Below are 12,174 nucleotides of genomic sequence, written 5' to 3'. Positions count from 1 at the left end.
AAATCGCATCACCCGTGACGACCGGCGACCGCGCGGGCCGGATCGCGTCCTAGCCGGGCAGTCTGCGGTTGATCAACAGGGCCGCCACACCGGCCAGCGCCAGCACCAATGCCCCCAGCCGCAGCCAACCAAGGCTGGCGTCGCCCTTGATCGTCTCGTAGCCGATCTGCTGCTGCAGCGAGGTGAACACCTGCTTCAGCTGCTCCAGGCTGGACGCGGTGAAGGCGTCTCCGCCGGACAGCTTGGCGATCTTGCCGAGCATCTCGTCGTCGACCGGCACCGGCTGGCGCTGATCGTTGATCTCGACGTAGCCGTAGGGCGTACCGAAGGACACCGTGGAGATCGGCACGCCCTGGTCCTTGGCGGTGCGCGCCGCGGTGTAGGCACCCTTGGGGTTGTCCGGGTTGGACGGCACGGTCTCCTTGCCGTCGGACATCAGCACGATGCGCGCGGGCGGCTTCTCGTCACCGCCGCCGATCACCGCACCCACGGTGGCGATCGCCTGCAGCGCCGTGAAGATGCCTTCACCGGTTGCGGTCCGGTCGGCCAACTGCAGCTTGTCCAGGCCGTTCTTGGTGGCCTCGCGGTTGGTGGTCGGCTGTACCAGCACCGTGGCCGTGCCTGCGTAGGCGATCAGGCCCAGGTTGATCCCCGGGGTGAGCTGATCGGCGAACTGCTTGGCGGCTTCCTGGGCGGCGGCCAACCGGCTGGGCGCGACGTCGGTGGCACGCATCGACTGCGACACGTCGATCACCAGCATCACCACAGCACGGTTTCGCGGAATCCGCACATCATGGGTGGGGCCGGCCATCGCCACAGTCAGCAGCACGAGCGAGACCGCCAACAGCGCGGCAGGCAGATGCCGCCACCGGGTCGGCTGCTTGGGCGCCACACTTTCGAGCAGCTCCATGTTGGCGAACCGCAGAATCCGCTGCTTCCGCGCGCGCTGCACGATGACGTAGTACGCCAACAGGCCCAGTACCACGAAGAGGAACAGGAACCACCACGGGTGCGCGAAGCCTGTCAGGCTCATCGGACCGAGAATCGGTAAAGTCATGTGCTAGAAGTCATTTCGGTTGATTGCTGATCAAGCTTTCAGTCATCTGTGCCGTTTCCTCTTCGCGCAAGCGCTCATCGCTGCTGTCTCCTCTTCGCGCAAGCGCTCATCGCTGCTGTCTCCTCTTCGCGCAAGCGCTCATCGCTGCTGTCTCCTCTTCGCGCAAGCGCTCATCGGCCGGCCAGGGCGCCGCGCCGCCGGTTCGCCACGAACCGGACCACATCGGCGATCCAGTCCCGGTCGGTGCGCAGGCTCAGCAGCGGTGCATCACAACGCCGCAATGTGCGGGCCACTTCCTCGCGATGGGCCGCGGCGGCCCGCTCGAAATCGCTGCGCAACTGCTCGTCGATGGTGAACTCGCGGGTGACACCGGTCTCGGTGTCCTGCAGCACCACATCGCCGACAGCAGGCAACTCGACATCGCGCGGGTCGAGGATCTCGATCCCCAGCACCTCGTGGCGCCCGGCGATGGCGCGCAGCGGGCGCATCCAGTTGATCGGACCGAGGAAGTCACTGATGATCACCGCCATGCCGCGGCGGCGCTCGGGACGACGGAGCGCGTCGATGGCGCCGGCCAGGTCGCCCCGCACCCCGGTCGGAGCCTTCGGGGTGGTCGCGATCGCCCGCAGCAACTCCTGCTCGTGCAGCCGCCCGCTCAATGCCGGGACCCGGCGCACGGTGTCCCCGTTGGCGATGATCGCGCCGATCCGGTTGCCGCCACCGCTGTTGAGGAACGCGATCGCAGCCGCGGCCGCCACAGCCAGATCACGCTTCTCGCAACCGGCGGTACCGAAGTCCAGGCTGGCCGACATGTCGACGACCAGCCAGGTCTCCAGTTCGCGGTCGGCGATCATCTGTCGCACGTGGGGCGTCTGCGTCCGCGCCGTCACCGACCAGTCCATCCGGCGCACGTCGTCGCCGGGCTGGTAGATCCGCGAGTCCCCCGGCTCTGATCCCGGACCCGGGATCAGACCGAGGTGGTCGCCGTGCAGAACTCCGTCGAGCTTGCGCCGCACCGTCAGCTCAAGCTTGCGCAACGCCGCCGTCAATGCGGGGTCCCGAATCTCCCCGCGCTTCAGAGACGGCAGGTCGACGGTGCGTCGGGAACTGGTCACCGACCACCCGCCGCGCCGGCCGCGGCAGGTACGGCTGGCGGAACCGAATGCCCTTGCTGCGGAAGCGCATTCACCTGCGGCAGGGCAACCGTCTGCAGGATTCGGTTGACCACGGTCTCAGCCGAGACCTCGTCGGCCAGCGCGTCGTAGGTCAGCACGAGGCGGTGGCGCAGCACATCGGGGATCACCTCGACGACATCCTGGGGGATGACGTAGTCACGGCCGCGTACCAAAGCCAGCGCACGGGCCGCCGAGATGATGCCGAGCGAGGCACGCGGGGAGGCACCGTAGGCGATCCACGCCTTCGCATCGGGCATGCCGAACTTCTCGGGCTCCCGCGTCGCGGTGACGATCCGCACCACGTAGTCCACCAGCGCGTGGTGCACGAAGGTGTTGGCCGCGAGTTCCTGCAGCCGCAGCAGGTCGCCGGTGTTCAGGATCTGCTTGGGCTCCGGGGGCTTGACGCCCATCCGGTAGATGATCTCGCGCTCCTCCTCCGGCGTCGGGTAGTCGACGTTGAGCTTGAAAAGGAAGCGGTCACGCTGGGCTTCCGGCAGCGCGTAGACGCCTTCCTGCTCGATCGGGTTCTGAGTCGCCATCACCAGGAACGGGCTGGGCAGCGGGAAGGTCTTGCCGCCGATGGAGATCTTGCGCTCGGCCATCACCTCGAGGAGCGCGGACTGCACCTTGGCCGGCGCACGGTTGATCTCGTCGGCGAGCAGGAAGTTGACCACCACCGGGCCGAGCTCGATGTCGAAGTCTTCTTTGCCCTGCCGGTAGATGCGGGTACCGATGATGTCGGTGGGCACCAGGTCAGGGGTGAACTGGATGCGCGCGAAGGTGCCGCCGACGACCTTGGCAAACGTCTCGACCGCGAGGGTCTTGGCCACACCGGGCACACCTTCGAGCAGGACGTGACCCTTGGCGAGCAACCCCACGAGCATCCGCTCGACGAGCTGGTCCTGGCCGACGATGATCCGCTTGACCTCGAAGATGGCACGTTCCAGGGTGTGCACCTCGGCCTGCAGGCTGCCGTTGGTCGGGGCCTGCGGGGCAGCCGGCCCGGGCTGGGAGCCGGTCGACCCGGGCGGAAAGCCCGGCGCCGGGCTCGAACCGGGATAACCTCCGGCGCCCTGCGGCGGTCCACTCGGTGACGTCATCAACTTCCTCCCACGGTGTTCGACTACAAAACGCTCGTCTTGCAAACTTGTTCTATCGGGCAATCGGGTGCCCGTCGTCAACTATTCCAGGCACTTCCAGATCCGTCGACGCTGCCCGGAAGACTTCAGGTTCCCCTCAGGATTCGATGATGCGGGCCGCATAGGGCTGGATGCCCGCGGTGCGGACCGGGCTCACGGTGACTTTTTCCGCGCTGCCCGACGCCTCCAGCATCTTCCCGCCGCCGAGGTACATCGCCACGTGCTGGCTACCGCCGGGGCCCCAGAACAGGAGATCACCGCGCTTTGCCTGGGCCACCGGCACCTTGCGGCCGGTGTTGTACTGGTCACCCGAGTACTTCGGAATCTGCACACCCACACCGGCGAAGGCGTAACGAGTCAGGCCGGAACAGTCGAAGCCCATCTTTCCGGCGTCGTAGTCCACACCGGGGCCGGGACCGGTCAGCGTGCCACCGCCCCACGAGTAGGGCACGCCCATCTGGGTACCTCCGCGCCGGATCGCGTACTCGATGGCCTGCGGGCCGCGGACCCGGCCGCCGGGGAATGTCGAGGCCGCCTGCTTCGGGGCCAGTCCGATGGTCTGCAGGAACTGCTGGCCGAGGTTCTGCGTGGTCTGCAGCGCGAGTTGACTGACCTGGAACGACGCATTGGCGATGGCGACCGGGTCGCCGGGCGCCCCGGAACTGACGAGCTTCGGAAGAGTGGGATCCCACTGTCCGTCGTCAGGCGCGGCACCGGCCGGCGCCACCATACTGATCGCCGCGAACGCAGTTGCGGCGATCAGTATCAGGCAACGTAAGACGAAGGAGCGCAAGGTATTCCCATCAGTATTCGATGTAGCGGACGACGTACGGGGTCATCCCGCTGGTCCGGACCGGCGAGATCTTGACGTGCGAACCCGTGTAGGGCGCTTCGAGCATCTGGCCGTTACCGAGGTAGAGCGTCACGTGCTGGCTGCCGCCGGGGCCGTAGAAGATCACGTCACCGCGCCGCATCTGCGAGGACGGGATCTTGCGACCGGCGTTGTACTGCGAGCCCGAGTAGTGCGGCAGCTTGATGCCGACACCGGCGAATGCGTAGAGGATCAGACCCGAACAGTCGAACCCGACCGTGTTGGCACCCGAATCGATGCCTCGGCTGGCACCGGCCGCGTTGCCGCCGCCCCAGGAGTACGGAACCCCCATCTGGGAGCCGGCCCGCTGGATGACGTATTCAGACGCCTGCCTTCCGTACACCCGCGGGATCGCCCCGTTGGTGTAGCCCGTCGGCGTGGGCAGGATGCCCAGCTTCTGCAGGAAGCTGCGGCCCATGTTCTGGGTGACCTGAGCCGAGGTCGACGAGATCCCCAGAACGGTGTTGATGATCGCGATCGGGTCACCGCTGACGAACGCACTGGGAATCGCCGGCAGCGTGGGATCCCACTCGCCGTCCCACTTCTGGCCCGCTTGAGCCGGTGCACCCGGAGCCCGATCCCAGTCCCCCGCCGCGACCTGCGGTGCCGCTCCCTGCGCCGGCGCGGCGGCGATCGGCGCCGACGCCTTGTGCACCTGAGCGAGTTGGGCTGCCGCCGTTGCCCGTTCGGCGGTCAACCGCTGTAACTCACCCTGCTGGGCACTGAACGTCTGCTGCGCCTGCTGCAGTGCTGCGACCGCGGAGTCCTGACTGGTCTGGGCATTGACCGTGGCCTGGTCGGCGTTCTGCTTGGCCAGCCGGGCGGCCGACTCGCGGTTCACCTGCTCGGTGCGGGCGCGCTGCAGATCGGCGATCACCTTGTCCGTGCTGGCCGCAAGGGTCTGACCGGTCGCCGCGGTGCGCGCGATGTCAGCGGGGTCCGACGCGGTCAGATACGAGCTCGACGGGCCGTTGACGTAGGTGGCCGCGGCGAAGGTGTCGAACCTCTTCTGCGCCGCGGCGATGGCGGCATTGGCGTCGGCGATCCCCTGCTGGCTGGCGTCGACCTCCTGCTGTGCCGTCGCTGCCGCGTCGCGGGCGTCCTGCACGTCGACGATGGCCTTGTTGACGGCTTCCTGCTGGGTCTGGATGGCAGCGCCCAACTCCTGCAGCTTCTGATCGGCGTTGGCCACCGCGGCGACGAGCGTTGCCACCTGATCGGGCGCCCCGGGATCAGCCGCGGCCGGGACACCGCCCGACATCGCCGTGGCCAACAGCATCGCGACGGTCACCGGCACAGCCCAGAAACGGCCGACCAGCCAGGGTGCAGATGCCCCAACTGTTCCTCGCGTGCGCGGGACGCCGACGGTGCGTCTCATTCGACTCAAGTCTCCTATGGCTCAACGCCGTTGTACGGCGTTTGCTCGGGGCCTTTGCACAGAAGTCACATGAAGCACAACTGCAACAATGGGTACCGATTGCACCGTACGTCACATCTGAAGCCAAAGAAACTTTAGTCACGAATTACAGGAATGTAATTGCGAATAGTGTGACCTATTAGTGATATTCGGAGATATTCCGAACTAATGTTCGACGGGTTTTTCAGGCCTCCGTCGAAGGGGCGCTCGAGGCCTCTGACCCGGCCAATCGTTTGCTGCGCACCTGCAGAGCACGAGTCAGTGCGGCCGCCGCGGCAACTCCGAGCGTCAGCACGATCGTGAGTGCGGTCCAGGGAAAGTCGGGGGTCGAAATCTCCCCGACGAAATTCTTTGCCGACAACACCGGATTACCGGTCTTGGCCACATCCTGTCCGGCTTCCAAAGTCACCCGGTCGACAGTCGGGCTGTACGTACCGGCGAAGGACGGACTCAGTGCGAGCACGGTCGCACCCGGATTGGCCTCCCCGACCTCCGAGGCGATGTCACGCAGCGGCGTATCGATGCCGGGGTTCTGCGGCAGCACCACGATCTTGAGGTCGACCCCGCCCTGACGCGCGTCGCTGACCACCTGGCGCAGGGCCTCTACATCGGCGTCCGGTGCGCTGACCCCGTCATCGCGAACGTCGGCCTGCACGGCCGCCATGCACTTGGCCACCCCGTCGGGTTGCGCAGGATCCATCCCGACTGTGTCACACACCTCGACCGGGATGTAGGCCGGCAGGAACGGGATGACATGGGGTCCGGTCACAGACGCACGGTATCCCGAGCCCATCCGCCCCTGCGAAGCGACACGGGTAATCGTCACCGCATCGACCACCTATCGTCACGCCGGGGTGACGCTCGAGGCGGGCCCCGAGCGGGTGCCGGGCCGACGGATCACACGGATCGCCCGGACGGGGTGGCAACGAACACGCGACCGGTGAAGACTAGACCCCGGCCCGCCGGCCATTGCAGGACAAGCGTACTGTTAAGATCAGCACGCCGCCGACACAGCCCGTCGCGGCGAGATCTAACCGGGAGTTGATGTGAGCAGCGAGAATACGGAAAATTCGTCCCTTAACTCATTTGGTGCCCGCGACACTCTGACTGTCGGGGACAAGAGCTACGAGATCTATCGCCTCGACGCGGTACCCGGCACCGAAAAGCTCCCGTACAGCCTCAAGGTGCTCGCGGAGAACCTGTTGCGCACCGAGGACGGTGCCAACATCACCAAAGACCACATCCAGGCCATCGCCAACTGGGATCCCTCTGCCGAGCCGAGCGTCGAGATCCAGTTCACCCCGGCGCGGGTGTTGATGCAGGACTTCACCGGCGTGCCGTGCATCGTCGACCTGGCGACGATGCGCGAGGCGGTCGCGGCCCTGGGTGGGGACCCGGACAAGGTGAACCCGCTCTCGCCGGCCGAGATGGTCATCGACCACTCGGTGATCCTCGACGTGTTCGGCAATGCCGGCGCGTTCGAGCGCAACGTCGAACTCGAATACGAACGCAACTCCGAGCGTTACCAGTTCCTGCGCTGGGGGCAGGGCGCCTTCGACGACTTCAAGGTGGTCCCCCCGGGCACCGGCATCGTGCATCAGGTCAACATCGAATATCTGGCCCGGGTGGTGTTCGAGCGCGACGGGGTGGCCTACCCCGACACCTGTGTGGGCACCGACAGCCACACCACCATGGAGAACGGCCTCGGTGTGCTGGGCTGGGGCGTCGGCGGTATCGAGGCCGAGGCCGCCATGCTGGGCCAGCCCGTCTCGATGCTCATCCCCCGCGTCGTCGGCTTCAAGCTGACCGGTGAGATCAAGCCCGGCGTGACCGCCACCGACGTGGTGCTCACCGTCACCGACATGCTGCGCAAGCACGGCGTCGTCGGCAAGTTCGTCGAGTTCTACGGCAAGGGTGTGGCCGAGGTGCCGCTGGCCAACCGCGCCACCCTGGGCAACATGAGCCCCGAATTCGGTTCCACCGCGGCGATCTTCCCGATCGACGAAGAGACCATCAACTACCTGCGGCTGACCGGGCGTACCGAGGAGCAGCTGGCACTGGTCGAGGCCTACGCCAAGACGCAGGGCATGTGGCACGACGCCGACCACGAGCCGGCCTTCTCCGAGTACCTCGAGCTCGACCTGTCGACCGTCGTGCCCTCGATCTCCGGCCCGAAGCGCCCGCAGGACCGCATCGAGCTGTCGGACGCCAAGAACGCGTTCCGCAAGGACATCCACAACTACGTCGAGGAAAACCTCCCGACTCCGGAGACCAAGCTGGACGAGGCCGTCGACGAGTCCTTCCCGGCCAGCGACTCCGTCTCGCTGTCCTTCGCCGACGACGGTGCGGTCGACGTCCGCCCGTCGGCCGCCAACGGTTCCGAGGGTCGGCCGTCCAAGCCGGTCACGGTGCGCTCCGAGGAGCGCGGCGACTTCGTGCTCGACCACGGCGCGGTCGTCGTCGCGGGCATCACCTCGTGCACCAACACCTCCAACCCGTCGGTCATGCTCGGCGCGGCCCTGCTGGCCAAGAAGGCCGTCGAGAAGGGCCTGACCAGCAAGCCGTGGGTCAAGACCAACATGGCACCGGGCAGCCAGGTCGTCACCGACTACTACAACAAGGCCAACCTGTGGCCCTACCTGGAGAAGCTGGGCTACTACCTGGGCGGCTACGGCTGCACCACGTGCATCGGCAACACCGGCCCGCTGCCCGACGAGATCTCCAAGGCCATCAACGACAACGACCTTTCGGTGACCGCGGTGCTCTCGGGTAACCGCAACTTCGAGGGCCGCATCTCCCCCGACGTCAAGATGAACTACCTGGCCTCGCCGCCGCTGGTCATCGCCTACGGCATCGCAGGCACCATGGACTTCGACTTCGAGTCCGACCCGCTCGGGCAGGACCAGGACGGCAATGACGTCTTCTTGAAGGACATCTGGCCGTCGGCGGCCGAGATCGAGGAGACCATCGCGTCCTCGATCAACCGGGAGATGTTCACCGACTCCTACGCCGACGTGTTCAAGGGCGATGACCGCTGGCGTTCGCTCTCGACCCCCGAAGGCAACATCTTCGAGTGGGACGACGCCTCCACCTACGTCCGCAAGGCCCCGTACTTCGACGGCATGCCCGCCGAGCCTGAGCCGGTCGGCGACATCAAGGGCGCCAGAGTCCTTGCCCTGCTGGGCGATTCGGTTACCACCGATCACATCAGCCCGGCCGGTTCGATCAAGCCGGGCACCCCGGCCGCGCAGTACCTGGACGCCAACGGCGTTGAGCGCAAGGACTACAACTCGCTGGGGTCGCGACGCGGCAACCACGAGGTGATGATCCGTGGCACCTTCGCCAACATCCGGCTGAAGAACCAGCTGCTCGACGACGTCTCCGGCGGCTACACGCGTGACTTCACCCAGCCCGGCGGCCCGCAGGCGTTCATCTACGACGCGTCGGTCAACTACAAGGAAGCCGGCATCCCGCTGGTCGTGTTGGGCGGCAAGGAATACGGCTCGGGCTCCTCACGTGACTGGGCTGCCAAGGGCACGGTGCTGCTGGGCGTCAAGGCCGTCATCACCGAGTCCTTCGAGCGCATCCACCGGTCGAACCTGATCGGCATGGGCGTCATCCCGCTGCAATTCCCGGCAGGTGAGTCGGCCGCGAGCCTCAAGCTGGACGGCACCGAGACCTACGACATCACCGGCATCGAGGAGCTCAACAAGGGCAAGACCCCGAAGACGGTGAAGGTGACCGCCACTAAGGAAGACGGCAGCAAGGTGGAGTTCGACGCGGTGGTCCGCATCGACACCCCCGGTGAGGCCGACTACTACCGCAACGGCGGCATCCTGCAGTACGTGCTGCGCAACATGCTGAAGTCGAAGTAATCCTGAATCCGACAACCGAAGCAGCACAGGCGCGGCGCCGAGCCGCGCTTGGGCGAGGAGTTCTCCAGTGCCCAGGGTGACGGACGATCATCTTGCCGCCCGGCGTCGTCAGATTCTCGACGGCGCCCGGCGCTGCTTCGGTCAGTACGGATATGAGAGTGCGACCGTGCGACGGCTCGAAGAAACCATCGGGCTGTCGCGCGGCGCAATCTTTCATCACTTCAAGGACAAGGACACCTTGTTCTTCGAACTGGCCCGGGAGGACGCCGAGCGGATGGCCGAAGTGGCCGCCCGCGAAGGCCTGATCCAGGTGATGCGGAACATGCTTGCCGCACCCGAGCAGTTCGACTGGCTGGCCACGCGGCTGGAAATCGCCCGTAAGTTGCGCAACGATCCGGCGTTTCACCAAGGTTGGGCGGAACGCTCGGCCGAACTGGACGCCGCGATCACCGCGCGCCTGCGCCGCCAGAAGCAGGCCGGGCGGCTGCGTGACGACGTGCCCAGTGCGGTCCTGCACATCTATCTGGATCTGGTTCTCGACGGCCTGGTAGCCCGAATCGCCTCCGGCGAGGACCCGAAGAACCTCACCGCGGTGCTGGACCTGGTCGAGGCCAGCGTGCGGCAGCAGACGCCTGCGGACAACTGAATCCGGGGCTACCGCACAGGCGGTTGCTCAGTACGCCCTGGACCGGGTGCGGTGATTGGGGCCGCCGCGGCTGCGCATCGTCGTTCCCGACTCCCGCAGCAAGCTGTGAATCGAGCCGTAGGAACGTCCCGTATTGGCCACGAGCGTGCGGATACTGGCACCCCCTTCGTATGCCTTGCGAAGCTCTTCCAGCAGTTCGCCGCGATTCTTGTTCGTATCCCTCATCGACATCTCCCCGCTTGTGATGTCCCGACCGCATACCCACAGTAGAAACCACCCACACACCGAGGGGCCGATTTGTCCAACGTCTTATATTGACGTTCTCGAAGATGTGGTGGTTCTTGAGAATTCGCTGTCAGGCGAGCTCGATGAGGTCCCGGTATTCGGTGGACCAGAAGTCCTCGGTGCCATCCGGGAGCAGCACCACACGCTGCGGATCCAGGGCCTCGGCCGCGCCCGGATCGTGGGTCACCAACACGACTGCACCCTGGTAGCTGCGCAGCGCGTCGAGAACCTGCTCGCGTGACGCGGGGTCGAGGTTGTTGGTCGGCTCGTCCAGCAACAACACGTTGGCCGTCGAAGCGACCAGGCCGGCCAGCGCCAACCGCGTCTTCTCACCGCCGGACAGGGTGCCCGCGGGCTGCTCCAGCTGAGGGCCGGTGAACATGAAGGCGCCCAACAGACCTCGAAGATCCTGCTCGCCCGTGTCCGGCGCGGCGTGACGGATGTTCTCCCAGACGGTCGCTTCGTTGTCGAGGGTGTCGTGTTCCTGGGCGAAGTATCCGATCTTGCACCCGTGCCCGGGTTCCAGGACTCCGGCGTCGGCGGTCTCGGCACCGGCGAGCAGACGCAGCAATGTCGTCTTGCCCGCACCGTTGAGTCCGAGCACCACCACCCGGGATCCGCGGTCGATCGCCAGATCGACACCGGTGAAGATCTCCAGCGACCCGTAGGTCTTGGTCAGCCCCTTGGCCACCAGCGGGGTCTTACCGCACGGCGCCGGCGTGGGGAACTTGATCCGGGCCACCTTGTCTGCCACCCGCTCGGCGTCGAGCTCGGCGATCATCCGCTCGGCCCGACGCAACATGTTCTGTGCGGCAACGGCTTTGGTGGCCTTTGCGCCCATCTTGGCGGCCTGGGCCCGCAGGGCGCCCGCCTTCTTCTCGGCGTTGGCACGTTCGCGGCGACGACGCTGTTCGTCGGTCGCGCGTGCGTCGAGGTACTTCTTCCAGCCCATGTTGTAAACATCGGCCTCACCGCGTACGGCGTCGAGGAACCACACCCGGTTGACGACCTCGTCGAGCAGCTCGACATCGTGGCTGATCACCACGAGTCCACCGGTGTGGTTGTGAAGGAAGTCGCGGAGCCAGCCGATCGAGTCGGCGTCGAGGTGGTTGGTGGGCTCGTCGAGCAGCAGCGTGGTGGCAGACCCCGAACCGGTGTCGCTGGCCGCGAACAGAATGCGGGCCAGCTCGACACGCCGGCGCTGGCCACCGGAGAGCGTGCGCAGCGGCTGCGTCAGCACCCGATCGGGCAGGCCCAGGCTGGCGCAGATCCGGCCGGCCTCGCTCTCGGCGGCGTAACCACCCAGCGCCGAGAACCGCTCCTCCAACTGCCCATAGCGGCGCACCGCTTTGTCGCGGGCCGCATCGTCGGCCACCTCGGCCATCAAGACCTGCTGCTTCTCCAGGTCCGCCAGCAGCGTGTCGAGACCGCGAGCCGAGAGCACCCGGTCGCGGGCCAGGACGTCGAGGTCGCCTTCTTTGGGGTCCTGGGGCAGGTAACCGACCTCACCCGTACGCGAGATGCTGCCGGCGTACGGCTCGCCTTCCCCTGCCAGGATGCGCATGGTGGTGGTCTTACCGGCGCCGTTGCGCCCGACCAGTCCGATCCGGTCGCCGGGCTGCACGCGCAGCGCGGAGCCCTCGAAGGACAGCAGCGTGCGCGCGCCGGCGCGGACCTCCAGGTCCGTTGCGGTGATCACGCTGCGTCCT

General features: G+C 66.5%; 10 protein-coding genes. 2 read left to right on the top strand and 8 right to left on the bottom strand.

Going from position 1 to position 12,174, the window contains the following annotated elements; all coding sequences use genetic code 11:
• Positions 1-49: 49 nt before the first annotated feature.
• The 6 genes from EH231_RS05270 to EH231_RS05245 form a co-directional block, all read right to left on the bottom strand.
• Entirely contained in the window at positions 50-1,057 is a 1,008-nt protein-coding gene (locus EH231_RS05270; RefSeq protein ID WP_090425647.1) for a VWA domain-containing protein, read from the bottom strand.
• A 170-nt stretch (positions 1,058-1,227) separates the two neighbouring features.
• Entirely contained in the window at positions 1,228-2,172 is a 945-nt protein-coding gene (locus EH231_RS05265) for a DUF58 domain-containing protein (protein WP_090425644.1), read from the bottom strand.
• The gene (gene moxR1, locus EH231_RS05260; RefSeq protein ID WP_090425642.1) at positions 2,169-3,332 is read right to left on the bottom strand and encodes a chaperone MoxR1; all 1,164 of its coding nucleotides are present in this window, start codon (positions 3,330-3,332) and stop codon (positions 2,169-2,171) included. The genes EH231_RS05265 and moxR1 overlap by 4 nt, the downstream gene beginning before the upstream one ends.
• Before the next feature lie 136 nt (positions 3,333-3,468).
• A complete protein-coding gene (gene ripB / locus EH231_RS05255; RefSeq protein ID WP_234927134.1) occupies positions 3,469-4,101 on the bottom strand; it encodes an NlpC/P60 family peptidoglycan endopeptidase RipB in 633 nt (210 codons plus the stop codon).
• A gap of 73 nt (positions 4,102-4,174) precedes the next feature.
• The gene (gene ripA / locus EH231_RS05250) at positions 4,175-5,620 is read right to left on the bottom strand and encodes an NlpC/P60 family peptidoglycan endopeptidase RipA (RefSeq protein ID WP_090425637.1); all 1,446 of its coding nucleotides are present in this window, start codon (positions 5,618-5,620) and stop codon (positions 4,175-4,177) included.
• A gap of 223 nt (positions 5,621-5,843) precedes the next feature.
• Positions 5,844-6,428, bottom strand: coding sequence for an Rv1476 family membrane protein (locus EH231_RS05245; protein WP_090426258.1), 585 nt, complete (start codon positions 6,426-6,428; stop codon positions 5,844-5,846).
• Positions 6,429-6,705: 277 nt separating this feature from the next.
• On the opposite strand from EH231_RS05245, the gene acnA reads away from it, so the two are divergent.
• The gene (gene acnA, locus EH231_RS05240) at positions 6,706-9,534 is read left to right on the top strand and encodes an aconitate hydratase AcnA (protein ID WP_090425634.1); all 2,829 of its coding nucleotides are present in this window, start codon (positions 6,706-6,708) and stop codon (positions 9,532-9,534) included.
• A gap of 67 nt (positions 9,535-9,601) precedes the next feature.
• Entirely contained in the window at positions 9,602-10,180 is a 579-nt protein-coding gene (locus EH231_RS05235; protein WP_090425631.1) for a TetR/AcrR family transcriptional regulator, read from the top strand.
• A 27-nt stretch (positions 10,181-10,207) separates the two neighbouring features.
• On the opposite strand, the gene EH231_RS05230 is transcribed toward EH231_RS05235, so the two are convergent.
• Both EH231_RS05230 and EH231_RS05225 read right to left on the bottom strand, forming a co-directional pair.
• The gene (locus tag EH231_RS05230) at positions 10,208-10,405 is read right to left on the bottom strand and encodes a helix-turn-helix domain-containing protein (protein WP_090426255.1); all 198 of its coding nucleotides are present in this window, start codon (positions 10,403-10,405) and stop codon (positions 10,208-10,210) included.
• Between the two features lie 130 nt (positions 10,406-10,535).
• Complete coding sequence (locus EH231_RS05225; RefSeq protein WP_090425627.1) at positions 10,536-12,164, bottom strand: ABC-F family ATP-binding cassette domain-containing protein; 1,629 nt, start codon at positions 12,162-12,164, stop codon at positions 10,536-10,538.
• Between the last annotated feature and the right edge of the window lie 10 nt (positions 12,165-12,174).

Origin of the sequence: Mycolicibacterium nivoides (assembly GCF_003855255.1) — a bacterium.
Lineage (GTDB): Bacteria > Actinomycetota > Actinomycetes > Mycobacteriales > Mycobacteriaceae > Mycobacterium > Mycobacterium nivoides.
The sequence above is the reverse complement of the archived record's forward strand: the minus strand, read 5'-3'. Positions and strand labels throughout refer to the sequence as shown.

Bases quoted from the DNA above. Each gene is read 5' to 3' on its own strand.
- EH231_RS05270 (WP_090425647.1), bottom strand. From the start codon at position 1,057: ATGACTTTACCGATTCTCGGTCCGATGAGCCTGACAGGCTTCGCGCAC.
- ripB (WP_234927134.1), bottom strand. From the start codon at position 4,101: ATGGTGGCGCCGGCCGGTGCCGCGCCTGACGACGGACAGTGGGATCCC.
- EH231_RS05230 (WP_090426255.1), bottom strand. From the start codon at position 10,405: ATGAGGGATACGAACAAGAATCGCGGCGAACTGCTGGAAGAGCTTCGC.
- moxR1 (WP_090425642.1), bottom strand. From the start codon at position 3,332: ATGACGTCACCGAGTGGACCGCCGCAGGGCGCCGGAGGTTATCCCGGT.
- ripA (WP_090425637.1), bottom strand. From the start codon at position 5,620: ATGAGACGCACCGTCGGCGTCCCGCGCACGCGAGGAACAGTTGGGGCA.